Origin of the sequence: Bosea sp. Tri-49 (assembly GCF_003952665.1) — a bacterium.
Taxonomy (GTDB): domain Bacteria; phylum Pseudomonadota; class Alphaproteobacteria; order Rhizobiales; family Beijerinckiaceae; genus Allobosea.
This window is the reverse complement of sequence record NZ_CP017946.1, coordinates 5,776,474-5,802,037: the sequence shown is the minus strand read 5'-3', so window position 1 is coordinate 5,802,037 and position 25,564 is coordinate 5,776,474. Positions and strand designations below refer to the sequence as shown.

Genomic DNA, 25,564 nt, shown 5'->3' with positions numbered 1-25,564 from the left:
CAGCGCCCCGCTAGGCAAATCGCCCGATGAGGGGTAGGTATGCGTCATCAGCGAGGCAGGATTGTCGCCCGCCGTCTCGAAAATGCCTCAAGCGTCGCGTTGAAGCCCTCGACCCCCGCCAAGACAGGTTCAGACCTCTGCCGATGATCTCGTTCCGCCTCGCCGCCGGCGCCACGTTCGCCTCGCTCCTCACTGTTGCCGCTCCGGCTGAAGCCGGCACGAGCGTAGTGGTCGACGCCTCGAGCGGCGCGGTGCTGTCGAGCGAGAGCCCGACCCAGGCCTGGCATCCGGCCTCCACCACCAAGATGATGACGCTCTACCTCGCGCTCAAGGCCGTGCGCGAGGGCAAGATCGGACTGGAGACCGCGATCCCCGCCTCGAAGCGGGCCGCCAGCCAGCCGCGCGTCAAGGTCTACATCAAGGCCGGCCAGGAGATCACGCTCGACAACGCCATGCGTATCATGATGGTGAAGTCGGCCAACGACATCGCCTATGTCATCGCCGAGGGCGTCGGCGGTGATGTCGAGACCTTCGTCTCGATGATGAACGCCGAGGCGCAGCGGCTCGGCATGCGCGACACCCATTTCACCAATCCCAACGGCTGGCACCATCCCGACCAGCAGACCAGCGCCCGCGACCTTGCCGTGCTCGCCATGGCGCTAATGAACGAGTTCGGCCAGTACTCCGACTACTGGAACACCGGCGCGGTCCAGCTCGGCAAGCAGGTGCTCAACAACACCAATGGTCTCGTCGGCCGTTATTACGGCATCAGCGGCATGAAGACCGGCTTCGTCTGCGCCTCCGGCTTCAACGTCGTCTCGACCGCCTCGCGCAATGGCCGCACCCTGATCGCCGTTGTCCTCGGCGCCAATTCGGGCGCGGAGCGCACGGTCAAGGCAGCGCAATTGCTTGATGACGGCTTCGGCAAATGGGGCGGCTTCGGCGGCAGCATCTCCAGCATGCCGGCCGGCAATGGTGGGCGCGCCTACAGCATCTGCGACAGTGTCCGCCGCGGCGGCCACGCGCTCGGCGACGATGCCGAGACCTCCGGGCCGATCAGCTTCATCTCGACGAACCACGGCGTCGGCGGCAATGCCGAAGGCACCTCGGATCGCTTTGCCGTTGCGATGTCCCAGGGTGGCGCCTCCGGCTCGGTGCTGACCCGTTCACCTTCCGGCCGCATCACACTCGGCCCGCGCGTCAAATTCGATCCCGTCCAGGTCTCCTTTGGCCGCTCGCCCGGCTCGGCCTCGGCGCCGCTCGCCGCCAATGCCGTGGCCAAGCCCGATACCCAGGTCGCGCGCGAGACGATCCAGCCCGGCGCACCTGTCGCAGCCGGGCTCGTCGCCGGCAGCCGCACCTTCTCCGGCAATGGTGCGATCCCGCCTTCCTCCTCCGCCTTCGCGCCGGTCGCGCCGACGCCGGAGGAGCGCCCGGCTGCCGCCGCGCTCGGCTCCGGCCCGATGCGCCTGCAGGGCGCGATCCAGCCTGGTGCTGCAACGCCTGCAAGCCTGCGCCCCGGTGCTGCAGCCGGCATCAAGGCCGCGAACAAGCCCGCCGCAAAGCCGCTGCTGACCAAGCCGAAGCAGGAGAAAGCAGCTCCAGCGCAGGCAAAGCCCAGCCAGGCCCAGGCCAAGCCGCTCGCCAAGCCGCCAGTCCGACCGGGCGCGAAGCCGACTGCCGCCAAGCCCGACGCCTGATCCCAAAACGCCGACCGGGGACTGCAACGTGGAGCGCAGTGCGTCCTCGGTCCAGCAAGGCCTTGCGCTGGCGCTCGCCTCTGCCGCCGCCTTCGGCACCAACATCGTCAGTGCCCAGCTCGCCGGCCACGCCGGGCTGAGCGGCCCGCTCATCGTCTTCTATCGCGTCTTCCTGATGCTGGCGCTCGTCGTAGGTGCGACAATCCTCTGGCGCGCCAGCCTTGCCGTGCCGCGCCATCGCTGGCCGGCGCTCGCCCTCTTCGGCGTCAGCACGGCGCTGACCGCCTGCGCTTATCTCTCCTCGGTCGCCTTCCTGCCGATCACGGTGGCGGCCGTGGTCTTCTATACCTTTCCCATCCTGATCGTGCTGACCGAGCCGCTCTTCACCCCGGTCCGCTTCAGCCTCGACCGGGTGGTCATCGCGCTCGTCGCCTTCCTCGGCGTGGCCATGGTGGTCGGCCCCGACTGGCACGGGCTCGATCCGCGCGGGCTCGCACTCGCGCTCGCCGCGAGCGTGCTGGCTGCGGTGCAGTTCTTCTCGGCGGCACGCTGCGGCGACACCGGAACCTTGCCGAAGCTGTTCTGGTCGCATCTCGTCATCCTGCCGGTGACGCTCGCGATCCTCGCCCTCACCGGCCTCTTCCAATCGCCTTCGGCCCTGATGCTCGCGCCGATCGCGGTCGCCATCACCATAGGCGGCTACCTGATCGGCTTCCTGCTGCAGGTGCTCGCGCTCGCCCGCGTGGCGCCCGGCCCCGCCGCCCTCGCCTTCTGCGCCGAACCGGTCTTCGCCGTCGCAATCGCCGCAATCTTCCTCGGCGAGCGCGTCGGCTCACTGCAATATGCCGGCGGCGCCCTTGTCGTCGCGGCGATCATCGCCAATGTAATACTGGAACAAAAGCGAGCCCGCCGGCTGCCAGCGGTGGCCGCGCCAGGAACCTGAAGCGCATGTCCGACCGCCCCGCGCCAATTCCGCTCACGCTGCTGACCGGCTTCCTCGGCGCCGGCAAGACCACTCTGCTCAATCGCCTGCTGAAGGATCCGGCGCTCGCCGACACGGTGGTGCTGGTCAACGAATTCGGGGAGATCGGCCTCGACCACCTCTTCGTCGAGGGCATCGAGGACGGCATGATCCTGCTCGCCTCGGGCTGCCTATGCTGCACCATCCGCGATGACCTGATCGTCACGCTCGAGGACCTGCTACGCCGGCTCGACAATGGCCGCACCGCCCCGTTCAAGCGCCTGGTGATCGAGACCACCGGCCTCGCCGACCCGGCGCCAGTCCTCAACGTGCTGATCAACCACCCCTATCTCGCCATGCGCTTCAAGCTCGACGGCGTCGTCACGCTGGTCGATGCGGTCAACGGCATGGCGACCCTCGACGCCCACCCGGAGGCGCTCCGGCAAGTGGTCGCCGCCGACCGGCTCGTGTTGACCAAGGCCGACATCGCGACCGATGCTCAGGCTGTCGACGCGCTGCGCAAGCGTCTCGGCGAGCTCAATCCCGGCATTGCCATCCTCTCTCCCGATGCCCCGGCCGAGGCGCTCGTCGGCGCCGGCCTCTACGACATCGCCGAGCGACCGGAAGAACTGCGCCGCTGGCTCGCGGCCGAGGTGCTGGACAGCCATGATCACGATCACGACCATCACCACGATCATGACGAGACCCACGGCCATCACTACCATGGCGGCCACGACCACCATCATCACGACGTCAACCGCCACGACGCCAGCATCCGCGCTTTCACGCTGACCGCCGAGACACCGATCCGCGAGGCGACCTTCGATCTGTTCTGGACCCTGCTGCGCTCGACCCATGGTGCCAAACTTCTGCGTCTGAAGGGGCTGGTCGCGCTCGCCGAGCATCCCGAAGGGCCGTTATTGGTCCATGCTGTCCAGCAGATCCTGCATCCACCGGTGCTGCTGCCGGCCTGGCCCGATGCCGACCGGCGCTCCCGCCTCGTCCTGATCGTCAAGGATCTGGAGGAAGAGACCGTCTCGCGGCTCTGGTCGGCCTTCCTCGGCCGGCCCGCACCTGCCCAGGCGCAGCCTGATCACCACCACCATCACGCCTGACCGGCCTGTCCCGTCCGGCCCGTTTCTTGGGTCGTAGCGCGCAGACCCCTGCGCCGTCCCGCGCCCGCGTGCCGATCCGGCACGAAAGCGCACCGAAGCAGGGCGAGCCGCGAAAGGGCTGCGCCATGCCGAACCTTGTCGCCTCTGCGATGCCAGCGAGCCCGGCGCCGCCCGAGCGGGCCCGTGCCGTCGAGCCAACTGCGGAGGAAAGCGCACTCGGGCTCGAGCGCCGCACGCTCGCCGCCTGCGCCACCATCGAGCCCGAATGGCGCGATCTCGCCGCCCGCGCGATCGAGGCAAACCCCTTCTTCGAACCCGATTTTGCCCTGCCCGCCGCCCAGCACCTCGTCGACTTCCGCGACACGCCTGTACTGCTAATTTGGAGCGGTGCGGCCACATCGCGGCGCCTGCTCGGCTTCGTCCCGGCTCGTCTCCAGCGCCGCTTGCTCGGCCATGACGAACTGACCGGCTTGAGCAATCCTCGCCTCGGCATCGCCACGCCACTGATCGACGCAGATCAGGCGGAGCGCGTCGTCGCCACCCTGCTCCACGCCTCCGGCCGCTGGGGTCTCGCCAACGCGCAAAACCTCCAGCTGCACAACCTTGATCTCGATGGCCCGTTCCTGCGCAGCCTGTTGCGGGTTGCCGAACACACGGGCCACGCCGCCTCGCTCGAACCGACGCCGAAATCGCCAGCCCGCGTGGGCGCACCAGATCTCACTGCCCTGCGCCACGGCCTGTCGCGCCACGGCAAGCTCTCCTTCGCCGAATCTGGCTCACGCCAGGAGCTGCGTGACATGGTCGAGCTCCATCTGGCTCTCGAAGCTTCCGGCTCGCTGGCGCGCGCCGGTGTCGCCGCGCTGCAGGACATCCGAGAGAGCTCTTTCCTGCGCGCCATGACCCGCAATCTCGCCGGCTCGCATCGCTGCCGGATCGGCCTGCTGAGCCTCGACGACAGGCCCATCGCCGGCGCGATCCTGATCGGCAAGGGACCACGCCTCTGGCTCTATTCTGGCGCCGAGGATGACCGCTTCGCCAGCTTCGCGCCGCTGGCGCAGCTCGTCACCTGGCTCGGCCGGCGCGGTCGCCAGCGCGAGATCATCGGCGACGTCCCTGGCCCACATGCCGTGATGGCGCCGCTGCGGCTCGGCGACATCCGGCTTTCCGTCTCGGCGGCAGCGGCCCGCCGCGCGCCGATCATCATCCGGCGTCGCGCAGCAGCCGCCTGATGATCTTGCCGGTGGTGGTCATCGGCAACTCGCTGCGGAATTCGATCTCGCGCGGATATTCATGCGCCGCCAGCCGCTCGCGCACGAAGCCCTGGATCTCCTTGACGAGCTGCGGCGAGGCCTCATAGCCGGGCTTCGGCACGATGAAAGCCTTGACGATCTCAGTACGCAGCGCGTCGGGCTTGCCGACCACGGCGGCGAGCGCCACCGCCGGATGGCGCAGCAGGCAATCCTCGATCTCGCTTGGCCCGATCCGGTAGCCGGACGAGGTGATGACGTCGTCGTCGCGGCCGACGAAGCGGATATAGCCATCGCCATCCTGCGAGCCCTGATCACCGGTCGTCATCCAGTCGCCGATGAACTTGGCCTCGGTCGCCTCGGGCTTGCGCCAGTAATGCAGGAACATCACCGGGTTGGGCCGGCGCACCGCGATCTGCCCCTCCTCCTCCGGCTCGCACAGGCTGCCGTCCGGCCGGATCACCGCGACCTCGTGGCCCGGCACTGCCTTGCCGATGAAACCCGGCTTGACCACTCCGATCGCCGCGCAGGAGGCGAGCACGAGATTGCACTCGGTCTGGCCGTAGAACTCATTGATGGTCAGCCCGAGTTTTTCGCGGCCCCAGGCCAACGTCTCGGCGCCGAGCGACTCGCCGCCCGAAGCGACCGTGCGCAGCTTGAGATCATAGCGCCCGCGCGGGTTCTCGACCGCCCGCAGCATGCGCAGCGCCGTCGGCGGGATGAAGCAGTTGCGCACCCCGACATCCGCCATCAGCCGGAGCGCCTCATCAGGATCGAACTTCGCCGCCGGCCGCGCCACGATCGGGATGCCGTGATGCAGCGCCGGCAGCAAATTGTTGAGCAGGCCGCCGGCCCAGGCCCAGTCGGCCGGCGTCCAGAGCAGGTCACCTGGCTGCGGCAGGAATTCATGCGGCATTTCCACGCCGGGCAGATGGCCGAGCATGACGCGGTGGCCATGCAACGCCCCCTTGGCATTGCCGGTGGTGCCGGAGGTGTAGATCATCAGCGCCGGATCGTCCGGGCTGCTGTCGATCGGCTTGAAGTCCTCGTTTTCGGCTTCCAGTGCGCGAGCAAACCCCTCGGCTCGCCCATCCGACCCATCGATCGAGATCACCAGCTCGAGCTCGGGTAGCGGCTCGCCGATCTGGCCGAGCTTGGCGAGCCCGGCTGCATTGGTCACCAGCGCCTTCGCCGCGCTGTCCCGGAGCCGATAGGACAACGCATCGGCTCCGAACAGCGCCGCCAGCGGCACCGCTATGGCGCCGAGCTTGTAGGCCGCCATATGGGCGATCGGCACGTGCCTTCCCTGCGGCAGCAGGATCGCGACGCGATCGCCCTCCCCGACGCCACGCTTGCGCAGTGCATTGGCCAACCGGTTCGATTGCGCCCGCAACTCGCCATAGCTGACTGGCACGACCGACCAGTCGGGCTGCATTTCGAGGATCGCAACCTTGCCGGGCTCGGCTACAGCCCAGCGATCGCAGCAATCGACGCCGATATTGTAACGCTCCGGAATCCGCCAGCGGAAGGCGGCGCGCAAGCGCTCATAATCGCGGATGTCGGGGAGCATGCGGCAGGTCTCTGGCGAAAAGCGGCGCACGATAGGCGAAGCCTAAAGCCGCTGTCACCATGGCCTAAAGTAAGCAGGCACTCCGTTCAGAACGCCCGCTCGGCCTCCGCTGGCAGGAAACCCTCGGCGAAGGCGTTGCCGGCCTTCGCCTTGTCCTTGAACGGGAAGGTCAGCGCGATCTGGTCAAGCGCCTTCTGCCAGCGGGCCTTGTCGATGCCACCGAAGCCATTCGTCTTGACGTTCGGCGTCATCACATAGTGATCGAGCGCCATCTTGAGGCGCTGCAGCTCGATCTCGGAGCGCGCGCCCTCGTTACGCTGAAGCACGACGGCGGTCGCCGCATCGGGGTCGGCAACGACGTCCCTGACGCTGCGAGTGATCGCCCGCAGCAGGCCACGCACGGCCTGCGGATTCTCGGCCAGCAGTTTCGGCGAGACGATCACGGCGTTACCGTAGAGCTCGACGCCATGATCGGCCATCAGCAGGGTGACGATGTCGTCGGTCGGCACGCCGCGGGCTTTCAGATTGATGAAAGACGTATGGGCGAAGCCGAAGATGGCATCGACCTCACCGGAAGCGAGCATCGGTTCGCGCACCGGAAAGCCGATGTTCTCGAGCTTGATCTTGGCATCGTCGATGCCGTTGACCTTCTTGAACACCGGCCATTGCGCGAAGGCACCATCGGCTGCCGGCGCGCCGAGCTTCTTGCCTTCGAGGCTCTTAGGGTCTGCCGTGATGCCGCGGCTCTTGCGCCCGACAATCGCAAAGGGCGGACGGTCATAGACCATCATCACCGCCTTGAGATTGACGTTGGGATTCTCATCGCGAAAGCGGATCAGCGAGTTCACATCGCCGAAGCCAGCGTCATAGCCACCGGTCGCGACCCGCGGAATAGCTTCGCGCGAGCCTGTACCGGCGTCGATCGTGACGAAGAGCCCCTCGTCGCCGAAATAGCCTTTCTCCAGTGCGATGAGGAAGAGCGCCGCCGGCCCCTCGAAGCGCCAGTCCAGCGTGAATTTGAGCTGTGTTGCGGCTGCGGCGGGCGCGGAAAACCCGGTCGACGCGGCCAGCGCGCCTCCAGCGAGAACGCGCCCGAAGTCACGCCGCGACAACGGCACGTGAAACGGGGGCATCGCAGCGGACATGTCAGGCTCCGGAATGACGGCGGCCGATAGGGCGGCAGCAACTCACGGACTCCGTTCCAGCAAACATCGTGCCGGAGAAGCATTCGCCTAGAAGGACCCAACTAGCCGGCAGGTCAAGCGGCAACAGGGCGACAACACGGCGAAATCGCGGAAATGGTTACGTTTTTCTACGGCAGTGCGAACTCGGTCACAGCGGCAGCGCCCCGTCCGTCTTGACCTCCTCCATCACCGCATAGGTGCGCGTCTCGCGCACCGCCGGCAACGCCAGCAACACCTCGCCGAGGAAGCGGCGATAGGCGTTCATGTCGGCGACACGGGTCTTGACCAAGTAATCAAAGCCACCGGCGACCATATGGCATTCCAGCACCTCCGGCGCCCGCTTCACCGCCGCGGCGAAGCGCTCGAAGGCGTCGGGCGTCGTCTTGTCGAGATAGACCTCGACGAAGACCAGCAGGTGCAGGCCGAGCTTCACCGGATCGAGCGTGGCGCGGTAGCCGGTGATGAAACCATCGCGTGCCAACCGCTTCAGCCGCTCGCCGGTTGCGGTCGGCGACAGGCCGACCTTCTCCGCCAACTCGACGCCGGCGGCGCGGCCATCGTTCTGAAGCAGAGCGAGCAGGCGCCGGTCGGTTCGATCCAGAGCCGGATTATTCTCTGCCACCTGGAAATCCTGCAGGATTAATTGCGGCATAATCGCTGAAATCTCCATTGATATCCAGACCACTTGCGATGATTCTGCAGATCATCCCGCCGCCGAAATCCGGAGTTCTTTCCATGGCCGCTCCCGCCCTGCGACCTGCCGCCAGCACCGCGCCCGTCTTCCATGCTCCCTACGCCGAGGACGACGCTGCGATCGCTGGCCGCCTGCTCTCCGGCGGCCGCCGCGATCCCGCGGCCAAGGCCCGAATCGACGCGCGCGCTACCTCGCTGATCGAGGCGATCCGCACCCGCAAGGTCGGCCTCGGCGGCATCGAGGAATTGCTGCGCGAGTACTCGCTTTCGACCAAGGAAGGCCTCGCACTGATGGTGCTGGCCGAGGCGCTGCTGCGGGTACCCGACGCCGCCACGGCCGATCGGCTGATCGAGGACAAGCTCGGCCAGGGCGACTTCGCCCATCACGAATCCAAGTCCGATGCCTTCCTGATCTCGGCCTCGTCCTGGGCGCTCGGCATCACCGCCCGCATCATCCAGCCCGGCGAGACCCCGACCAGCATCATCGGCAGCCTCTCCAAGCGCCTCGGCGTGCCCGCGGTGCGCACCGCGACGCGCCAGGCGATGCGCGTCATGGGCAACCATTTCGTCCTCGGCCAGACGATCGAGGAGGCGCTGAAGCGCGCCCGTTCCGGCTCCGGCAAGCTCTACCGCTATTCCTTCGACATGCTCGGCGAGGGTGCCCGCACGCAAGGAGACGCCGACCGCTATTACGCCTCCTACGCCGACGCCATCGACGCCATCGGCCGCTCCGCCGGCAACGACAAGCTACCGAACCGGCCCGGCATCTCGGTCAAGCTCTCGGCGCTGCATCCGCGCTACGAGGCGACCAATCGCGAGCGCGTGCTGGCCGAGCTCACCCCGAAGGTGATCGAGCTCGCCCGCCAGGCTAAGGCCTACGACCTGAACTTCACCGTCGATGCCGAGGAGGCCGACCGGCTCGAGCTCTCGCTCGACGTCATTGCCGCGGTGATGGCCGACGCTTCGCTCGCCGGCTGGGATGGTTTCGGCCTCGCCATCCAGGCCTATCAGAAGCGTGCCGCCGCGGTGATCGACCACATCGCCGCGCTGGCAGAGACCTATGACCGCCGCCTGATGGTCCGTCTGGTCAAGGGCGCCTATTGGGACACCGAATTGAAGCGCGCCCAGGAGCGCGGCCTGCCCGATTATCCAGTCTTCACCCGCAAGGCGATGACCGACCTGAACTACGAGGCCTGCGCCAGGCAGCTCCTGGCCCTGCGCCCGCGCATCATTCCCCAGTTCGCCACCCATAATGCGCTGACAGTCGCCGCCGTCGCCGAGATGGCCGGCAACGCCGAGAACTTCGAGTTCCAGCGCCTGCACGGCATGGGCGAGGCGCTCTATGAGCGCCTGCTGCAGGAGGATTCCGGCTTCGCCTGCCGCACCTATGCGCCGGTCGGCGGCCATCAGGACCTGCTCGCCTATCTCGTCCGCCGCCTGCTCGAGAACGGCGCCAACTCCTCCTTCGTCTCGGTCTCCGGCGATCCCGACGTGCCGGTCGCCCAGCTATTAGTGCCGCCGGCCGACCTGATCGGCTCGCCCAGCGCCGCGCGCCATCGCCGCATCCCGCTGCCGGCCGAGCTCTTCGGACCGAGCCGCCGCAATTCCGCCGGCGTGGAGCTCGGCGATGCGGAAAGCCTCGCCACCCTGCTTGCTGAGATCCGCGCCGCCGCGGCCAAGCCCGTGCCGGACGCCGTGCCGCTGATCGACGGCAAGCCCGGCTCCGGCATCGCCCGCGACGTGCTCTCGCCGATCGACGGCAAGCCGGTCGGCCGCGTCACCGAGGGCGACGCAGCCAGCGCCGAGAAGGCGATGGCCGCCGCCAAGGCCGGCTTCCACGCCTGGAACGCGACGCCCGCCCGCAACCGCGCCGCGTCGCTGCGCCAGGCCGCCGACCTGATGGAAGCGCGCCGCGGGCCGATCCTTGCGCTGCTCCAGTCCGAGGCCGGCAAGACCCTGGACGACGCCATCGCCGAACTGCGCGAGGCCGTCGACTTCCTGCGCTATTACGCCGCCGAGGCCGAAGCCAAGTTCGCCGTGCCGACCGCGCTTCCCGGCCCGACCGGCGAGGAGAACCGCCTGATCCTGCGCGGCCGCGGTCCGTTCGTCTGCATCGCGCCCTGGAACTTCCCGCTCGCGATCTTCGTCGGCCAGGTCGCCGCCGCTTTGGTCGCCGGCAACAGCGTCGTCGCCAAGCCGGCACCGCAGACCCCGCTGATCGCCGCGCTCGCGGTGCGCCTCCTCCACGAGGCCGGCATCCCCAAGACCGCGCTGCACTTCGCCCCCGGCGACGGCAAGCTCGGCGCGGCGCTGGTCGCGCACAGGGACGTCGCCGGCGTCGCCTTCACCGGCTCGACCGCGACCGCCCGCGCCATCAACCGCGCGCTCGCCGCCAAGGACGGCCCGATCGTCCCGCTGATCGCCGAGACCGGCGGCCTCAACGCCATGATCGTCGACGCGACCGCGCTGGCCGAGCAGGTCGCCGACGACGTCGTGCTCTCCGCCTTCCGCTCGGCCGGCCAGCGCTGCTCGGCGCTGCGCCTGCTGGTCGTCCAGGAGGACGTCGCCGACAAGATGGTCGAGATGATCGAGGGCGCCGCCAGCGAGCTCACCCTCGGCGACCCGCGCGCGATCGAGACCCATGTCGGCCCGGTGATAGACCAGGCCGCCAAGGAACGCCTTGACAGCCACATCGCCGCGATGCGCGCCGCCGGCCGCGTGACCTATGCCGGCAAGACCCCGGCTCTGCCCGGCACCTTCGTCGCCCCGCACATCATCCGGCTCGACAAGGTCGCCGACCTTTCCGCCGAGCATTTCGGCCCAATTCTGCATGTCGTGCGCTGGAAGGCGGGCCAGCTCGACAAGGTGCTCGCCGAGATCGAGGCGACCGGCTACGGCCTGACCTTCGGCCTGCATTCGCGCATCGAGGCCACGGTCGAGCTGGTCGTCGACCGGCTCTCGACCGGCAACATCTATGTCAACCGCAACATGATCGGCGCGGTCGTCGGCGTGCAGCCCTTCGGCGGCCACGGATTGTCGGGCACCGGCCCCAAGGCCGGCGGCCCGAACTACCTGCCCCGCTTCGCCACCGAGCAGATGGTGACGATCAACACCGCGGCGGCGGGCGGCAATGCGAGCCTGATCGCGATGGGGGAGTGAGCGCGACGCTAGAACCCCTCTCCTGTAAGGAGAGGGGCAGGGGTGAGGTGTGCGCCCTCTCCGGAGAAGCCGCAATGGTCAGCGAGCGCGACCACTTCGCCAGAAAACTCCGTCAACGATCGACCAAGCCGGAAGACATCCTCTGGACGCTCCTGCGCGGCCGAAAACTAGCGGGCGTGAAGTTCAGGCGTCAGGTTGTTGTACTCGGCTACACCGTCGACTTCCTCAGCTTCGAGCGCAGGCTTATCATCGAGCTCGATGGCCGCCAGCATGATTGGGATCGCGACTACGACGCGACTCGTACGGAAGAGATCGAGCGTCATGGCTTCATGCTCATCCGCTTCCGCAATGACGAGGTGCTGAACGATCTCGATGCCGTCATTGCGCGCATCGAGAGGGCCTGCGCAACAGAAAGCCCTCTCCTGGAAGGAGAGCGTTTGGGTGAGGCGTAGGAGGTTAAACCAGCTCCGCGAGGCCAGACAGCGGCTCCGCCCCAGCCAACGATCTCCCTCCCGAACACCTCACCCCAGCCCCTCTCCTTCCAGGAGAGGGGTTCCCCGCGCCCTACTCAGCTCGCCTTCGCCACCGCCTGCTTCAGCCGCGCGATCGCCTCGTCCGCGCCGGCCTTGACCTGGATGTCCAGCGCGGCGGAATCCTGCTCGATGCGGCCGATCAGCGCCTCGACGCTGAGCACCTCGCCGGCGGCGACGAGCTTCAGCACGGCATTCGACAAAACGTTCGGCCAGAAGGCCGCGCCGCCCTTGGCGAGGCCCTTGGCCTTGCGGCCCTCGAATTCCTTGGCGAGCTGTTCCGGGGTCTTCTTGGCCATGGCAGGGTTTTCCGTGAATCGCGATTGAGGGCGAGCTTATAGCAGCCTGCCCGCGTCGCGCCGCCTATCTCTCGCCCCGCATCCCGGGAATCGCGTCTAGCTGCGCCTTGTGCTGCGCGATCCGCCGCTCCGCTTGCTCCCAGGCCTCCCTGCCATCGACGCCGGTGAGGCGCAGGCGGATCGCCTCGCGGAAGGTCGCGCGCATCTCGTCGGAGAGACCCTGCATGAAGTCGCCTGAGCATTGCGCGCCATCCGGCCCGGTGCAGGCCTTGGCCCGCCGGCAATCCTTGCGGCCGCAAAAGCGCCAGCACTGCAGCAATGTCGCGAACTGGCGCAGCATGATCGGCCGCTCGCGCTGGAAGCGCTCGAACTCCTCTTTCGTCGCGCCGCGATGGTCGGGATTGCGGGGCATGGATGTCCTCCAGTTGGTTTCCGGCAAGGGCGCGAGAACCTCGGCCCAACCTTCTCCCGGCTGGGAGAAGGTGGCGCGGAGCGCCGGATGAGGGCCTGCCCTACCCGCAGAAGGCGCAACGGTTCCGTTGCACTCAAATGATCAGCGGCGGTCCCTCACCCCTGCCCCTCTCCTTCCAGGAGAGGGGTTCCCCGCGCGTCCCGCGCCCAAGCGTCGTCCCCGCCCGCAGGCTCCTCCCGCGGGCGTTATCGCAATCGAGGGGCAGCGGAGCGCCGCGACGCGCGTTTGGTATCCGCTTCCATTGAGCCAGGAAGCGGCGCGAAGGGATTGAGCCACCCTCCGCACGCCCCGTGGCGCTCCGCCATCGGCGATTTTAAAGCTCCGGGCCGCGCTTCTTTCGGATCGTCCACCGATCCCGCCCGCCGCCTTCGCCAGTGTCCCTCATCGGGTCGTCGCGTCGGCGGCCGGGCGGTTGGTCATCGGCGGGCCGTCCAGCTAGCGAGCTCCTCGCGCAGGGGCCGTAGTACCCCCAGGTCGGTTCCCGAAGCCTCCCGGGAGCGAGGCGCAACCCTCGCCCGCAGGCGCCGCACCCACCCCGCCAAACGACATGCCTCCGGATGGCCGCCCCTCGGGGATGGGATGCAGGCCAGTATACGGGAGGTTGGGAGAGCGGGGATAAAGTTGCGGTCTATCACCGTGGAGTGCAGGAACCTCGACAGAACCCCTCTCCTGTAAGGAGAGGGTACGGTCAGAACACCTCTCCTCGCCCCCTCCCAACCGGCCTTGTGATTGCTACAGCTTCATGTGGTCACGAACGGCTGTTACTAGCGACTTCAATGAAGTGCTGTTTTGTTCAACGTATATCGAAATCAGCCCGCGGCGAACAATCAATTCTGAGATGAAACCCAGGCAATCGCCCAATTTCGAAAAATAAAGGTGATGGTCCGTGGTATCAATAGCCACTGATTCGATGATTTTCACCAAATCGGTTTGCGATATTCCGGGGCACTGGCAACGTTGCTTAATAAGCGCACTGTTTGTCTCGGCCGTTTGCCTAATATAGCCGAACACGACTATTTCTGGAGCACCTTTGGGCAATTCAAAGACCGCTTCATTTGGCTCTTCTAGTGGAGGATTATCGCCATCGATGATTGCGGCTGCCGAGTAAGAAATTGTCGGATTTTGGATGTGATGGTTCAAAACGTTCACGACATACGGGTAGCCACCGGCTTTATGAACTTGCACCCGCTCAAAGACGGTAGGCGCATACTGCCGGAACATTTCTTCAACCAAATCCTTAGCGAAGTCGTCCTCAACGAAAACCGCAGCGTCCTTTGCTACTTTGCCGGTAAGGGCCCGCAGGCTTTCGATGGTCAGTTTCCCTTGGTAGGCGATCCCTTCGATACAGGCCCAAATCGCCTTTGGCGGCAGAACTGTAAGAGCGTATTCCGAGTGGGTCGTGAAAACGACCTGGGCACCCTTCCGCTTGGCGACATCGATAAGATACTCAACCATCTTCTCGGTAGCGAGCGGATGCAGGCCGTTCTCAATCTCTTCGATTAGGATAAGGGAATTGCTGTCTGCTCCCTCGATCTTGGAGACCATTTCGATAATAGATGCTTCGCCAGCACCGAAATGGAACTGAGAGTAGTCGTTGGCACCACGCATACCTACGAGGATGCTTTTGGACTTATCACTCTTGAGAGTGACTCGTTCGTATCCTTTGGCATCCTTTCCCAAAATGCGGCTCACGTACCCAATAACGGCATCGTCAATAGGCTTCTTTATGACTTCGGAGTTCGCCGAGATGCCAATGAAATGTTTAAATTTGGTCTGCTCATTCGCGGGAACTGTGCGCTGAATCGGTATGACGACAACATCATGTTCCGCAACTTTATCGCGCCGCCACTTAGCTTTCGTGAAACGTGCATTACGTGGAAATACCGATGCTTTATTGACAGTGCGATCAAGTAATTCGTACTCAACCCGCCAGTTTGCCATACTATTGTCGCCGATATTAGATTTAGGGAAAAATTCTCCCGGCTTCACATCTTTGTAAGCGAGAGCTGTCGCGCCCAGAATCGTACTCTTACCTCCTCCGTTTGTACCGATTATTGCAGTAACAGGAAAATCGAACGTAATCGTTTGACTATCAAAGCTACGCACATTCAGCAGCTTCATCTTTGGAAGATACCGCGAATAGGAAAGTTTTTTGGCTTTCTCTTCAAGATTGACGATATCAGAGTGTCGGACGTCCATGCTATCCCCCCAAGACGCCGAACTGTTTCAGCGAGCGTCGAGGAACGCTACACGCTGAACGAGTAGAGGGATAGCGCGCGAGACTAATACCAATGTGTTGGTGTCTATGCCGCGTGCTGCCATATGCTTGTTCGCTTCAAACTTCATCCGCCTTGACTCCCCCCGCCTCCCCATCCTACGCCCATCGACGGGACACGCCGCCCCAACGCGGCGCGCCCATCTGTAAGGATGGAGACATCGATGGCGAATACCGTTCCGGCAGCGCTTCCGCGCGTGCCGCATTTCTCGTCCGGCCCCTGCGCCAAGCGCCCCGGCTGGACCCTCAAGGCCCTTGGTGACGCAGCGCTCGGCCGCTCGCACCGCGCCAAGATCGGCAAGGACAAGCTCAAACTCGCGATCGACCTGACCCGCGAGGTCCTGCAGATCCCGGCCGATTACCGCATCGGCATCGTGCCCGCTTCCGACACCGGCGCCGTCGAGATGGCGATGTGGAGCATGTTGGGCGCCCGCGGCGTCGACATGGTCGCCTGGGAGAGCTTTGGCGAAGGCTGGGTCACCGATGTCGCCAAGCAGCTCAAGCTGGCGGATGTGCGCACCTTCACCGCCCCTTATGGCGAACTGCCGAACCTGAAGAAGGTCGACACGAAGAACCGCGACGTCGTCTTCACCTGGAACGGCACCACCTCGGGCGTGCGCGTCGTCGACGCCAGCTGGATCGCCGATGACCGCGAAGGCCTGACGATCTGCGACGCGACCTCGGCCGCCTTCGCCCAGAAGCTCGACTGGCCGAAGCTCGATGTCGTCACCTTCTCCTGGCAGAAGGTGCTCGGCGGCGAGGCCGCGCACGGCATGATCGTGCTCTCGCCCCGCGCGGTCGAGCGGCTCCTGACCTACAAGCCGGCCTGGCCGCTGCCGAAAATCTTCCGCATGACCTCGGGCGGCAAGCTCTCCGAAGGCATCTTCGCCGGCGAGACGATCAACACCCCGTCCATGCTCGCGGTCGAGGATTATCTCGATGCGCTGGCCTGGGCCAAGAAGGTCGGTGGGCTCGACGGGCTGGTGAAGCGCGCCGACGGCAATGCCCGCGTCATCGCCAAGTTCGTGCGCGAGAACGACTGGATCGACTTCCTTGCGTTGAAGCCGAAGACGCGCTCGAACACCTCGGTTTGCCTGAAGTTCACCGACCCGGCAGTGACGGCGCTGCCGGCCGACGCGCAGGCGGCCTTTGCCAAGCAGGTCGTCTCGATCATCGAGAAGGCCGGCGCCGGCTACGATCTCGGCCATTACCGCGACGCCCCTCCGGGCCTCCGCATCTGGTGCGGCGCGACCGTGCAGTCGCGCGACCTCAAGGCGCTGCTGCCGTGGATCGCGTATGCGTTCGCGGAAGCGAAGGCGGGGCTGAAGAAGGCGGCCTGATCAGGCCGTCATGGTCGGCCTTGAGCCGACCATCTCATTACGAAAGAGGCGCCCTCCCGCGCCTTCGCGTCCCGAGATGGCCGGGTCAAGCCCGGCCATGACGCCAGACCCCATTCACGCGCGCGACCGCTTGCGGCGCGCAGCCGGAGCCATCCCGATGACCAAACCCCGCGTCCTGATCTCCGACGCCCTCTCCCCCGCCGCCGTGCAGATCTTTCGGGATCGCGGCATCGACGTGACCTTCGATCCGAACCTCGGCAAGGACAAGGACAAGCTCGCCGCTGTGATCGGCGACTATGACGGCCTCGCCATCCGCTCGGCGACCAAGGCCACCGCCAAGCTGCTGGAAGCCGCGACCAGGCTGAAGGTGATCGGCCGCGCCGGCATCGGCGTCGACAATGTCGAGATACCCGCCGCGACCAGCCGCGGCGTGATCGTGATGAACACGCCCTTCGGCAACTCGATCACCACCGCCGAGCACGCCATCGCGATGATGTTCGCGCTCGCCCGGCAGATCCCCTCGGCTGACGCCTCGACCCAGGCCGGGAAGTGGGAGAAGAACCGCTTCATGGGCGTCGAGATCACGGCCAAGACGCTCGGCCTGATCGGCTGCGGCAATATCGGCTCGATCGTGGCCGAGCGCGCCATCGGCCTGCGCATGCGCGTCATCGCCTTCGACCCCTATCTCTCGCCGGAGCGGGCGGTGCAGCTGGGCGTCGAGAAGGTCGAGCTCGACGATCTCCTGAAGCGCGCCGACTTCATCACGCTGCACGTGCCGATGACGGCGATGACCAAGAACATCCTCTCGGCCGAGAATCTCGCCAAGACCAAGAAGGGCGTGCGGATCATCAACTGCGCCCGTGGCGGCCTCGTCGACGAAGCCGCGCTCGCCGACCTCATCAAGTCCGGCCATGTCGCGGGCGCCGCCTTCGACGTGTTCTCGGCCGAGCCGGCCGAGACGAACCCGCTGTTCGGCCTCGACAACGTCGTCTGCACCCCGCATCTCGGCGCCTCGACCAATGAGGCGCAGGAGAACGTCGCCCTGCAGGTCGCCGAGCAGATGAGCGATTATCTGCTCAAGGGCGCGATCACCAATGCGGTGAACTTCCCCTCGATCTCGGCAGAAGAGGCGCCGCGGATCAAGCCCTTCGTCGACCTCGCCGAGAAGCTCGGCTCCTTCCTCGGCCAGCTCACCGAGGCGCCGGTCAAGGGCATCCGGATCGAGTACGAGGGCGCGGTCGCGAGCCTCAACCTCAAGGCGATCTCGGCTGCGGCGATCACCGGCGTGCTGCGGCCGTTCCTGCCCGAGATCAACATGGTCAACTCGGCCATGGTGGCGAAGGAGAAGGGCATCGTCGTCGAGGAATTGACCCGCGAGGTCGCCGGCAATCTCGAAAGCGTCATCCGCATCGTCGTCGAGGCCGAGGACATGCCGCGCCATGCCTCGGGCACCGTCTTCCATGACGGCAAGCCGCGCATCATCGAGATCCGCGACATCCAGGTCGACGCCGAGTTCGCGCCGCACATGCTCTATGTCCGCAATGCCGACAAGCCGGGCTTCATCGGCGCCTTCGGCTCGCTGCTCGGCGCTGCCGGGGTCAACGTCGCGACCTTCAATCTCGGCCGCGACAAGCCGGGCGGGGACGCGATCTGCTATGTCGCCGTCGACGAGCCGGTCTCCGACGAGCTGCTCGCCAAGATCCACGAGATCCCGATGGTCAAGCGGGCGCGCCGGCTGAAGTTCTGAAGGCCGCTGCGAGACGGCGTTGCGCGTGCTATATCTCTCCGGAACGGAGAATTGCGCATGCGCATCGTCACCTTCGATGTCCGCCGCGACGATGAAGCCGGCGTCTGGTACGCCAGCTCGACCAGCGATGCCGGTATCGTCACCGAGGCCGAGACGATCGAAGCCCTGCGCGAGCGGCTGAAGCTGCTCGTGCCGGATTTCCTGGAAACCGAGGAAGAGCTTCGGCTCGATCTCGACATCAAGGTCTCGGACATCGTCCAGGCGGCCTGATGGTCGAGATCGGCCCGCGTCTCAAACGTATCCTGCGCAAGGCGGGCTACGAGTATTATCGACCGGCCAAGGGCGACCACGAGATATGGCGCCATCCGGAGACCCAGAAACAGGTCTCGCTCGACGCCGGCACGAAGTCCCGGCACACTGCCAATGAGATCCTGAAACAGGCAGGTCTGCCGAAAGCCTTTTAAGCGCCCAAACCGCGCCGCAATCACCCTCCCCTGTGGCGTCCGCCACAGGGGATTTTTCATGCCGACCCGCCTAGCCTGCGCCCTCGCCTTCACTCTCGCCGGACTTGCCGCCTCCCCCGCCTTCGCCGACTGGGACAAGGCCAGGCTCGACAGCGGCATCAGAACGATCGAGCAGGGCACGAAGGGCCGCCTCGGCGTCGGCCTGATCGATCTCAAGGACCGCAAGAGCTGGTCGCATCGCGGGAGCGAACCCTTCCCGCTGCAGAGCGTGTTCAAGCTGCCGCTGGCAATCGGCGTGCTGCAGGCGGTCGAGGCCGGAAAACTAAAGCTCGACCAGACAATCACCGTTACCCGCAACGATCTCTCGCTCTATCACAGCCCGCTCGCCAAGGCCTTCAAGGGCGAGCGCAACGACTATCCGCTGCGCGAGCTCCTGACCCGCTCGACCGCCGAGAGCGACAACACCGCCGCCGACCTCTTGCTGCGCCTGATCGGCGGGCCGCAGGCGCTGACGGCCATCCTCAAGGATGGCGGCGTCAGCGGCATCTCGGTCGACCGCTATGAGCGCGTCTTCCAGCCCGAGATCCTGGGGCTTCCCGGCTATGGCTGGGACCAGGCGATCGACACCGCCAGGTTCTATGCGGCGATCGGTGCAATTCCCGCGGCCGAGCGCAAGAAGCGGCTCGCGGCGACGCTGACCGACAAGCGCGATGCTGCGTCGCCCGAGGCCTCGATCGCCTTCCTCGAAGGCCTCGCCAAGGGCACCTGGCTGCGCGATCCCGCCCATGCCGCTCTGCTCGACAAGATCATGCTCGAAGCTAAGACCGGCCCGAACCGTATCAAGGCCGGCCTGCCGAAAGGCGCGCGCTTCGCTCACAAGACGGGCCTCGGACCGAGCGCCGACGGGCTCAACCACGCCACCAACGATATCGGCATCGTCACCCTGCCAGATGGCCGCCGCTTCGCCATCGCGGTCTATCTCGCCGGCGCTCAAGTCGGCGAGATAGACCGCGAGGCGGCCCATGCCGCAGTGGCGCGGCTGGCGGTGGAGAGTTTGCGCTAGCACCATTGAATCGGCAGGAGCCGCGGCGAGCAGCCGTTGCACTCCGATGATGCACGACAAAGTTGCATTGACAAATCAGGGACAAACCCCCATTTGTAGCATTCGATGTAGGCCGAACGAATTGGCCCGCGCTTCTGCGCACCGCTGACGACCTTCCTGCTCAAATCGAAAACATGCGCGGCATGCGGCTGCGTGTGAATTACCACTCGCAAGAAGGAATATGACTATGGCCAGTGGCACAGTGAAATGGTTCAACGGGACCAAGGGTTTCGGCTTCATTCAGCCGGATGATGGCGGTCAGGACGTGTTCGTTCACATCAGCGCCGTCGAGCGCGCTGGCATGCGCGACCTCCGCGACGGTCAGAAGATCTCGTACGAGCTCGTCCAGGACAAGCGTTCGGGCAAGATGTCGGCCGACAATCTCCGCGCCGAGTGAGCTGACGCGCTGTCCAGCATAAGAGATCAGGGGCAGGCGACCGCGGATGTACCGGCGCCAGACCCGCTCCGCGCAGGATAGCTGAGGAAGGGTCGGGATCACCCGGCCCTTTTTTGTTTCAAGAGACATTTACACGAGGAAGTCCGAATGCAGGTTCTCGTCCGCGACAACAATGTCGAACAGGCGTTGCGCGTCCTGAAGAAGAAGATGCAGCGCGAGGGCGTGTTTCGCGAGATGAAGCGGCGTTCGGCCTATGAGAAGCCGTCCGAGAAGCGCGTGCGCGAGAAGGCTGACGCCATCCGGCGCGCGCGCAAGCTCGCCCGCAAGCAGGCCCAGCGCGAGGGTCTGATCGCCGCGCCCAAGCCGAAGCCGCGTCCGGTTCGGCCGCCGCGCCCGGCCGTCGCCTGATTTAGATCAGAGGAGCCGCAGCCATGGCAACCAAGGGACTCTCCGCCGAGGACGCCAAGCTTCGGGCGGAACGGAACTTCGCCAAGGTCGAGAAGCGGCGGGAAGAAGCGGAGAGCGCGCTCGAATCCGTGCGCGCCGAGCAGCGCGCCGTCGCCGAGAAGACCGTAAGGCTGCGCGCTCTGCGGCTCGCCAAGGAGGCGGCCGATGCCGCAGCCGCGGCGTTGCTCCCAAGCGAGCCGGCGAAGAAGCCGCGGGTCCGGCGCGCCAAGTAAAACTCTGTCCGATCGGCAGCGTCGGGCTGCCAGCGCCCATCGATGCCGGCGAGACCGGCGCGCCTAGCGCACGGCTCTATCACCGACGCGCCCGCCCCTCTCCTGAACTCGCGCTTGCCGCGGTCGCCGCACCGGCCTCAGCGTAGCTTGCGCTCGGCGATCCAGATGCCGCCGAGCACCAGCGCCAGCGCGAGGCCGTGATAGAGCGCGATCTGCTCGCTGAGGATCGCGACGGCGAGCAGCGGCGCGAACACCGGCACAAGGTTGACGAAGACGCCGGCGCGGCCGGGGCCGATCAGTTCGATCGCCCGCATGAAGAAGAGCTGCGACAGGATCGACGGACCGATCACGACATAGATCAGGATGAGCCAGCCCTTCACCGTCGGCCAGAAGGCCTTGCCCGTCGCGATCTCGACGCCGAGCAGCGGAAGCGAGACCGCGCAGGCGACAATCGCCATGGCGGTGAAGAAGATCAGCCCCGGCATCGGTGGGCGCGTGCGGATGCCAACCGTGTAGCCGGCATAGAACACGCAGGCGATGATCATCCAGAGATCGCCGGGCACGAAGCTGAGCTGCGCGAGGATGTGCCAGTCGCCGCGGCTCGCCGTGACCAGAACGCCGAGGATGGTGACGGTGACGCCGAGCGCCTGCAGGCCGCCGATCGGCGTGCGGAAGGCGAGGAAGGCGCCGAGCAGCACGAAGACCGGGATCGAGCCCTGAAGAATGCCGATGTTGATCGCCGTGGTCGAATAGGCGGCGATGTACATCAGCGTGTTGAAGGCGGTGAAGCCGAAGGCGCCGAGCAGGATCACCTTGAGCCAGTTCGCCCTCAGTGCCGGCCAGTGCTCGCGCAAGCCCTGGCGGAACAAATAGGGCATGACGGCGCAGACCAGGACCCAGCGCAGCGCGGTCAGCGTCATCGGCGCGATCTCGCCGACGGCGAGCCGGCTGGCGACGGCGTTACCCGCCCACATCAGGGTCGTCAGCGTCAGCAGGACATAGGCATTGGCCCAGATTCGCTGCGGGAGGGAGGCGGCCGGCTGCAAGATGCATGATCCTCATGTCAGCGAAGCGCTTGCATAGCCTTGCACGCCGCGCTTCTCCTATGAGAGGAGGCGCAATGCAGCCCGTCGCCGCACGCAAACGTGCCGAGGACCCCATGAACGTGTTCAGCCCCAAGCCGCTGCGTGTCCTCGTCATCGACGGCTACAAGCGCGAGCAGCGCGAGGAATATGCCCGCGACTGGAACGCAACTCCGTCTGAAGCCTATGCGGCGGAATTGCGCCGGATCGAGCCATCGCTGGTGACAGATATCTGCCTGCCGGCCGACGAGGGCGCCAATCTGCCCGATGGGGCCGGCCTTTCCTCCTATGACGGCATCGCCCTGACCGGCTCCTCGTTGCACATCCACAGCCCCGAGCCGGCGGTAACGCGCCAGATCGAGCTGATGCGGGCGATCTACAAGAGCGGCACGCCCTGCTTTGGCTCGTGCTGGGGCATCCAGATCGGCGCCGTCGCTGCCGGCGGGACGGTTGCGCTCAATCCGAACGGGCTCGAGATCGGCTTTGCCCGCCGGATCAGCCTGACGGAAGCCGGTGCCCGGCATCCGCTGCTCGCCGGCCGGCCCGCCGCCTTCGATGCGCCGGCGATCCATTTTGACAGCATCGTCGCGCCGCCTACGGATGCGACCATCCTCGCCTCGAACGCGATGAGCCCGATCCAGGCCGCCGAGTTCCGCCAGGACGGCGGCAGCTTCTGGGGCGTGCAGTACCATCCGGAATTCTCGCTCAGCCTCGTCGCCACGATCCTGCGGCGGCACAGCAAGATCCTGATCGAGCGCGGCTTCCGCAAGGACGAGGCCGATACAGAGGCCTGGCTCGCCGATCTCGACGCGCTCGACGCCGATCCTTCTCGCCGTGATCTCGCCTGGGCTCATGGCCTCGACGAGGAGGTGCTCGATCCGGTCAGGCGCGTGACCGAGCTGCACAACTTCATCGAAATGCGGGTGAAGCCGCAGGCGAGCGTGCGCGGACGGGCTTGAGCTTTCCCGTCATGCTCGCCCTTGTGGCGAGCATCCACGTCTTGAACTCAGGTCTCGACCAGCGAAGACGTGGATGGTCGGGACAAGCCCGACCATGACGGACATCGCGGCGTCTGGAACGACAGAACTACGCCGCCTCGGCTGTCTTGCTCGCCGCCAGACCAAACACCTTGCCGCCGAGCGCCCGCGCCGTGTCGAGATGGTCAGACATGTCCGGAACCGGCACCAGGAATTCCGAGGTCACGACCGGCGCGCCGCAATAGCCGAAGATGCCGTGGTCGATCTGCGTCTTCATCGCGCCGTAATAGCCGTGGCGGGCGAACGTACGCATGTCGGCGCCGGCGAGCGCGACGAGATGGACCGGCAGATGCCCGAGCTTCTTGATCGTCTTCATGTCCTTGAGCTCGTCATAAGCCCAGCCATTGGCGAAGACGCGGTCAATCCAGCCCTTCATCAGCGCCGGCATCGACCACCAGTAGATCGGATAGACCAGCACCAGCGCATCGGCTCGGTCGATCCGCGCCTGCTCGGCAGCGATGTCGGCGGGCTGCGCAATCTCGCGGCGATGGACGGAAAGATCGTTTAGCGAAAAGCGCGGGTCGAAGCCTTCCCTGGCGAGATCGGCGATCTCGACGGTATGGCCGGCGCCGGAGACGCCGTCGGCCAGCGCCTGCGCAACGGCATGGCTGAGCGAGGCTGGATCGGGATGAGCGACGACGACGAGGGCATGCATGGGATGTCTCCTGTGGTGATTGCGATCGGCCAGCAATCGCTATATACTCGTAGTAAGTTACTTTTGGTACATAAGATATGTCAAGCCTTGAAACCGATCGGCCGCGCCGTCAGCGCCTGACGCGCGAGGATCGCCAGCGCCAGCTCATCGCGACCGCCTGGCGGATCGTCGGGGAGGAAGGCACCGATGCCTTGACGCTCGGCCGCCTCGCCGAGCGGGCCGGCGTCACCAAGCCGGTGGTCTACGACCACTTCACCACTCGCAGCGGCCTGCTGATCGCGCTCTATCGCGACTTCGACCTGCGGGAGTACGCGGTCATGGGTGCGGCGCTCGACAGCAGCGAGGCGAGCCTTGCCGGCAAGGCCGGGGCGATCGCCTCCTCCTATGTCGACTGCGTGCTGACCCAGGGGCGCGAGATCCCCGGCGTCGTCGCCGCCTTGGCGGGCTCGCCCGAGCTCGCTGCGGTCAAGCGCGACTGCGACGTGATCTTTCTGGAGCGCTGCCGCGCCCTGCTCGCACCCTTCGCCGAAGGCCGGACGATCCCGACCGCGGGCTTGCGCGCCATGCTCGGCGCCGCCGAGGCGTTGTCGCATGCCGCCGCGACCGGCGAGGTCGGCGCCGACGAGGCCAAGCGGGAGCTGTTCGAGACGATCACCGCCATGGTCGCGCGCAGCGCAAAGAACCAGATTCTGGACCTACAAACAGCCAGTCACCCCAACGATTGCTTCGAGTAGCAGACGTTGACGGAATACGGAGAATGACCGCAGCGCAGACGGAGTGGTCATTCAATGATTTTAGGCCGCCAGCGAAGCAGCACGTTCAGCGGGGTCAAGTTCTTCGAGCACGGACACCTCTGGCGGTGCAGCACCCAGGCGCGATGCGCAATGCCCCTGTGACAGGCACTCGACGGCTTTAAGGCGAAAAGCCGTCATTCCGCGGTCAGCAACACCTCGAGCTTGCCATAAACGTCGTCCAGGCCGTCGGTCATGCCGATCGCAATCGCGGCGGCCCGCGCCTCGGCATTTGCATAGCGCATCACCTGGGTCATGCGAGTCCCGGTTCCACGCGCGACCAGATCGGTAATGATTGTGGCACCCGAAGCCGTGTCGCCGTTGAAGTATTCGACATGGGTCATATGGTGCGGGGCATCAACGGCCAGGATCGGCCCCGAGAAAAAGAACTCTTCCCATTCATAGTGAAAAGCCCCGCCCGGACGCAGGTCCATCTCGCAGCTTTTCATCGCGCCCATCCACTGGGGGATCAACGCTGGCTCGGTCAAACCCCGCCAGACGCGGGCGGGGGAATGGCTGAAATCACGACGGACGATGATATCGGTTTCGCCGTCCAGTACGAGCTGCAGCTTAGCCAGGTCCGGGGTCATGTTCATGATGTGTTCCTTTCAGGGTTGTCGGAAGGTGTTTGGTCCGTTTCGTCTGACAAGCCGTCGAGAACCGCATCCAGCTTCAGGAACTGAGTCTCCCAAAGCGCGCGGTATTGGCCGAGCCAGTCCCAGAGCGCCTCGACTGCGTCCGGTTTCAGGCGGCGGGGGCGGGCGGTGCCTTCGATGCGGGTTTCGATCAGTCCCGCCTCCTCCAGCACCTTCAGATGGTGGCTGATCGCGGGCTGGCTGATGGAAAATGGGCGGGCGAGGTCCTGCACCGTCGCCTCACCCTCCGCCAGCCGCGCGATGATGGCGCGGCGAGTGGGGTCGGCCAGAGCGGCGAAGGACTGATCGAGGGTGGTCATGGCGGGCGCCTAATATGTAATCAACCATTTATATAATTTAATACTTATCCAAATAAACCCCAAATTGCACCGGGATGGTGGGCCAGTCTGAACGGCCGCTCTGCGGACA

General features: G+C 65.8%; 26 protein-coding genes. 16 read left to right on the top strand and 10 right to left on the bottom strand.

Annotation, left to right across the window (positions count from 1 at the left end):
- The first annotated feature begins 143 nt into the window (after nt 1-143).
- From BLM15_RS27985 to BLM15_RS27970, 4 genes are all read left to right on the top strand, one after another.
- Nucleotides 144-1,700 carry a D-alanyl-D-alanine carboxypeptidase family protein gene (locus BLM15_RS27985; protein WP_164547666.1) on the top strand — a complete coding sequence of 519 codons (1,557 nt, stop codon included), beginning with the start codon at nt 144-146 and terminating at the stop codon, nt 1,698-1,700.
- 28 nt (nt 1,701-1,728) lie between these two features.
- On the top strand, nt 1,729-2,643 hold the full coding sequence (locus BLM15_RS27980) for a DMT family transporter (RefSeq protein ID WP_126115813.1): 915 nt from the start codon (nt 1,729-1,731) through the stop codon (nt 2,641-2,643).
- 5 nt (nt 2,644-2,648) lie between these two features.
- Nucleotides 2,649-3,776, top strand: coding sequence for a CobW family GTP-binding protein (locus BLM15_RS27975; protein WP_126115812.1), 1,128 nt, complete (start codon nt 2,649-2,651; stop codon nt 3,774-3,776).
- Nucleotides 3,777-3,901: 125 nt separating this feature from the next.
- Entirely contained in the window at nt 3,902-5,005 is a 1,104-nt protein-coding gene (locus tag BLM15_RS27970; RefSeq protein WP_126115811.1) for a GNAT family N-acetyltransferase, read from the top strand.
- Here the strand turns inward: BLM15_RS27970 and BLM15_RS27965 are convergent.
- From BLM15_RS27965 to BLM15_RS27955, 3 genes are all read right to left on the bottom strand, one after another.
- On the bottom strand, nt 4,977-6,593 hold the full coding sequence (locus tag BLM15_RS27965) for an acyl-CoA synthetase (protein WP_126115810.1): 1,617 nt from the start codon (nt 6,591-6,593) through the stop codon (nt 4,977-4,979). The genes BLM15_RS27970 and BLM15_RS27965 overlap by 29 nt on opposite strands.
- Nucleotides 6,594-6,679: 86 nt before the next feature.
- On the bottom strand, nt 6,680-7,738 hold the full coding sequence (locus tag BLM15_RS27960; protein ID WP_236846453.1) for an ABC transporter substrate-binding protein: 1,059 nt from the start codon (nt 7,736-7,738) through the stop codon (nt 6,680-6,682).
- 187 nt (nt 7,739-7,925) lie between these two features.
- Nucleotides 7,926-8,429, bottom strand: coding sequence for an Lrp/AsnC ligand binding domain-containing protein (locus BLM15_RS27955; protein ID WP_126115809.1), 504 nt, complete (start codon nt 8,427-8,429; stop codon nt 7,926-7,928).
- An 83-nt stretch (nt 8,430-8,512) separates the two neighbouring features.
- Here BLM15_RS27955 and putA point away from each other — a divergent pair, with 83 nt between their 5' ends.
- Both putA and BLM15_RS27945 read left to right on the top strand, forming a co-directional pair.
- Nucleotides 8,513-11,629 carry a bifunctional proline dehydrogenase/L-glutamate gamma-semialdehyde dehydrogenase PutA gene (gene putA / locus BLM15_RS27950; RefSeq protein WP_126115808.1) on the top strand — a complete coding sequence of 1,039 codons (3,117 nt, stop codon included), beginning with the start codon at nt 8,513-8,515 and terminating at the stop codon, nt 11,627-11,629.
- 74 nt (nt 11,630-11,703) lie between these two features.
- Entirely contained in the window at nt 11,704-12,081 is a 378-nt protein-coding gene (locus tag BLM15_RS27945; RefSeq protein ID WP_126115807.1) for an endonuclease domain-containing protein, read from the top strand.
- Between the two features lie 116 nt (nt 12,082-12,197).
- Here the strand turns inward: BLM15_RS27945 and BLM15_RS27940 are convergent, their stop codons facing one another.
- The 3 genes from BLM15_RS27940 to BLM15_RS27930 form a co-directional block, all read right to left on the bottom strand.
- Complete coding sequence (locus tag BLM15_RS27940; protein WP_126115806.1) at nt 12,198-12,458, bottom strand: hypothetical protein; 261 nt, start codon at nt 12,456-12,458, stop codon at nt 12,198-12,200.
- A 64-nt stretch (nt 12,459-12,522) separates the two neighbouring features.
- Entirely contained in the window at nt 12,523-12,870 is a 348-nt protein-coding gene (locus BLM15_RS27935; RefSeq protein ID WP_126115805.1) for a hypothetical protein, read from the bottom strand.
- A 792-nt stretch (nt 12,871-13,662) separates the two neighbouring features.
- Complete coding sequence (locus BLM15_RS27930) at nt 13,663-15,129, bottom strand: AAA family ATPase (protein ID WP_126115804.1); 1,467 nt, start codon at nt 15,127-15,129, stop codon at nt 13,663-13,665.
- Between the two features lie 240 nt (nt 15,130-15,369).
- Between BLM15_RS27930 and BLM15_RS27925 the strand changes: the two genes are divergently transcribed.
- The 8 genes from BLM15_RS27925 to BLM15_RS27890 all read left to right on the top strand — a co-directional run bounded on the left by BLM15_RS27925 (nt 15,370) and on the right by BLM15_RS27890 (nt 20,935).
- Complete coding sequence (locus tag BLM15_RS27925) at nt 15,370-16,545, top strand: phosphoserine transaminase (RefSeq protein WP_126115803.1); 1,176 nt, start codon at nt 15,370-15,372, stop codon at nt 16,543-16,545.
- A 157-nt stretch (nt 16,546-16,702) separates the two neighbouring features.
- Nucleotides 16,703-18,292: a phosphoglycerate dehydrogenase gene (serA, locus tag BLM15_RS27920; RefSeq protein WP_126115802.1), complete on the top strand. Its 1,590-nt coding sequence runs from the start codon at nt 16,703-16,705 to the stop codon at nt 18,290-18,292.
- Nucleotides 18,293-18,349: 57 nt separating this feature from the next.
- Nucleotides 18,350-18,562, top strand: a complete 213-nt coding sequence (locus BLM15_RS27915; RefSeq protein WP_126115801.1) for a DUF1902 domain-containing protein — start codon at nt 18,350-18,352, stop codon at nt 18,560-18,562.
- Nucleotides 18,562-18,756, top strand: a complete 195-nt coding sequence (locus BLM15_RS27910) for a type II toxin-antitoxin system HicA family toxin (protein WP_126115800.1) — start codon at nt 18,562-18,564, stop codon at nt 18,754-18,756. Before BLM15_RS27915 ends, BLM15_RS27910 begins: the two co-directional genes overlap by 1 nt.
- Before the next feature lie 58 nt (nt 18,757-18,814).
- Nucleotides 18,815-19,819 (top strand): class A beta-lactamase, encoded by a 1,005-nt coding sequence (bla, locus tag BLM15_RS27905; RefSeq protein WP_126115799.1) that lies wholly within the window; start codon nt 18,815-18,817, stop codon nt 19,817-19,819.
- A 226-nt stretch (nt 19,820-20,045) separates the two neighbouring features.
- Nucleotides 20,046-20,255, top strand: a complete 210-nt coding sequence (locus BLM15_RS27900; RefSeq protein WP_057191831.1) for a cold-shock protein — start codon at nt 20,046-20,048, stop codon at nt 20,253-20,255.
- Between the two features lie 147 nt (nt 20,256-20,402).
- On the top strand, nt 20,403-20,663 hold the full coding sequence (rpsU, locus tag BLM15_RS27895; RefSeq protein ID WP_126115798.1) for a 30S ribosomal protein S21: 261 nt from the start codon (nt 20,403-20,405) through the stop codon (nt 20,661-20,663).
- Nucleotides 20,664-20,686: 23 nt separating this feature from the next.
- Nucleotides 20,687-20,935 carry a hypothetical protein gene (locus BLM15_RS27890; protein ID WP_126115797.1) on the top strand — a complete coding sequence of 83 codons (249 nt, stop codon included), beginning with the start codon at nt 20,687-20,689 and terminating at the stop codon, nt 20,933-20,935.
- Nucleotides 20,936-21,072: 137 nt separating this feature from the next.
- On the opposite strand, the gene BLM15_RS27885 is transcribed toward BLM15_RS27890, so the two are convergent.
- On the bottom strand, nt 21,073-21,981 hold the full coding sequence (locus BLM15_RS27885) for a DMT family transporter (RefSeq protein ID WP_126115796.1): 909 nt from the start codon (nt 21,979-21,981) through the stop codon (nt 21,073-21,075).
- A gap of 113 nt (nt 21,982-22,094) precedes the next feature.
- Here BLM15_RS27885 and BLM15_RS27880 point away from each other — a divergent pair, with 113 nt between their 5' ends.
- Nucleotides 22,095-22,976 (top strand): type 1 glutamine amidotransferase, encoded by an 882-nt coding sequence (locus BLM15_RS27880; RefSeq protein ID WP_126115795.1) that lies wholly within the window; start codon nt 22,095-22,097, stop codon nt 22,974-22,976.
- A 127-nt stretch (nt 22,977-23,103) separates the two neighbouring features.
- On the opposite strand, the gene BLM15_RS27875 is transcribed toward BLM15_RS27880, so the two are convergent.
- On the bottom strand, nt 23,104-23,709 hold the full coding sequence (locus tag BLM15_RS27875) for an NAD(P)H-dependent oxidoreductase (protein ID WP_126115794.1): 606 nt from the start codon (nt 23,707-23,709) through the stop codon (nt 23,104-23,106).
- Nucleotides 23,710-23,786: 77 nt separating this feature from the next.
- Here BLM15_RS27875 and BLM15_RS27870 point away from each other — a divergent pair, with 77 nt between their 5' ends.
- The gene (locus BLM15_RS27870) at nt 23,787-24,443 is read left to right on the top strand and encodes a TetR/AcrR family transcriptional regulator (protein WP_126115793.1); all 657 of its coding nucleotides are present in this window, start codon (nt 23,787-23,789) and stop codon (nt 24,441-24,443) included.
- 194 nt (nt 24,444-24,637) lie between these two features.
- Here the strand turns inward: BLM15_RS27870 and BLM15_RS27865 are convergent, their stop codons facing one another.
- Nucleotides 24,638-25,096, bottom strand: coding sequence for an SRPBCC family protein (locus tag BLM15_RS27865; protein WP_126115792.1), 459 nt, complete (start codon nt 25,094-25,096; stop codon nt 24,638-24,640).
- Nucleotides 25,093-25,455: an ArsR/SmtB family transcription factor gene (locus BLM15_RS27860; RefSeq protein ID WP_126115791.1), complete on the bottom strand. Its 363-nt coding sequence runs from the start codon at nt 25,453-25,455 to the stop codon at nt 25,093-25,095. Before BLM15_RS27860 ends, BLM15_RS27865 begins: the two co-directional genes overlap by 4 nt.
- Between the last annotated feature and the right edge of the window lie 109 nt (nt 25,456-25,564).

Bases quoted from the DNA above. Each gene is read 5' to 3' on its own strand.
- BLM15_RS27975 (WP_126115812.1), top strand. From the start codon at position 2,649: ATGTCCGACCGCCCCGCGCCAATTCCGCTCACGCTGCTGACCGGCTTC.
- rpsU (WP_126115798.1), top strand. From the start codon at position 20,403: ATGCAGGTTCTCGTCCGCGACAACAATGTCGAACAGGCGTTGCGCGTC.
- BLM15_RS27860 (WP_126115791.1), bottom strand. From the start codon at position 25,455: ATGACCACCCTCGATCAGTCCTTCGCCGCTCTGGCCGACCCCACTCGC.
- BLM15_RS27865 (WP_126115792.1), bottom strand. From the start codon at position 25,096: ATGAACATGACCCCGGACCTGGCTAAGCTGCAGCTCGTACTGGACGGC.
- BLM15_RS27875 (WP_126115794.1), bottom strand. From the start codon at position 23,709: ATGCATGCCCTCGTCGTCGTCGCTCATCCCGATCCAGCCTCGCTCAGC.
- putA (WP_126115808.1), top strand. From the start codon at position 8,513: ATGGCCGCTCCCGCCCTGCGACCTGCCGCCAGCACCGCGCCCGTCTTC.
- BLM15_RS27900 (WP_057191831.1), top strand. From the start codon at position 20,046: ATGGCCAGTGGCACAGTGAAATGGTTCAACGGGACCAAGGGTTTCGGC.
- serA (WP_126115802.1), top strand. From the start codon at position 16,703: ATGACCAAACCCCGCGTCCTGATCTCCGACGCCCTCTCCCCCGCCGCC.
- BLM15_RS27955 (WP_126115809.1), bottom strand. From the start codon at position 8,429: ATGCCGCAATTAATCCTGCAGGATTTCCAGGTGGCAGAGAATAATCCG.
- BLM15_RS27915 (WP_126115801.1), top strand. From the start codon at position 18,350: ATGCGCATCGTCACCTTCGATGTCCGCCGCGACGATGAAGCCGGCGTC.
- BLM15_RS27940 (WP_126115806.1), bottom strand. From the start codon at position 12,458: ATGGCCAAGAAGACCCCGGAACAGCTCGCCAAGGAATTCGAGGGCCGC.
- bla (WP_126115799.1), top strand. From the start codon at position 18,815: ATGCCGACCCGCCTAGCCTGCGCCCTCGCCTTCACTCTCGCCGGACTT.
- BLM15_RS27930 (WP_126115804.1), bottom strand. From the start codon at position 15,129: ATGGACGTCCGACACTCTGATATCGTCAATCTTGAAGAGAAAGCCAAA.
- BLM15_RS27985 (WP_164547666.1), top strand. From the start codon at position 144: ATGATCTCGTTCCGCCTCGCCGCCGGCGCCACGTTCGCCTCGCTCCTC.
- BLM15_RS27890 (WP_126115797.1), top strand. From the start codon at position 20,687: ATGGCAACCAAGGGACTCTCCGCCGAGGACGCCAAGCTTCGGGCGGAA.
- BLM15_RS27965 (WP_126115810.1), bottom strand. From the start codon at position 6,593: ATGCTCCCCGACATCCGCGATTATGAGCGCTTGCGCGCCGCCTTCCGC.
- BLM15_RS27870 (WP_126115793.1), top strand. From the start codon at position 23,787: ATGTCAAGCCTTGAAACCGATCGGCCGCGCCGTCAGCGCCTGACGCGC.
- BLM15_RS27925 (WP_126115803.1), top strand. From the start codon at position 15,370: ATGGCGAATACCGTTCCGGCAGCGCTTCCGCGCGTGCCGCATTTCTCG.
- BLM15_RS27960 (WP_236846453.1), bottom strand. From the start codon at position 7,738: ATGTCCGCTGCGATGCCCCCGTTTCACGTGCCGTTGTCGCGGCGTGAC.
- BLM15_RS27935 (WP_126115805.1), bottom strand. From the start codon at position 12,870: ATGCCCCGCAATCCCGACCATCGCGGCGCGACGAAAGAGGAGTTCGAG.
- BLM15_RS27880 (WP_126115795.1), top strand. From the start codon at position 22,095: ATGAACGTGTTCAGCCCCAAGCCGCTGCGTGTCCTCGTCATCGACGGC.
- BLM15_RS27945 (WP_126115807.1), top strand. From the start codon at position 11,704: ATGGTCAGCGAGCGCGACCACTTCGCCAGAAAACTCCGTCAACGATCG.
- BLM15_RS27910 (WP_126115800.1), top strand. From the start codon at position 18,562: ATGGTCGAGATCGGCCCGCGTCTCAAACGTATCCTGCGCAAGGCGGGC.
- BLM15_RS27970 (WP_126115811.1), top strand. From the start codon at position 3,902: ATGCCGAACCTTGTCGCCTCTGCGATGCCAGCGAGCCCGGCGCCGCCC.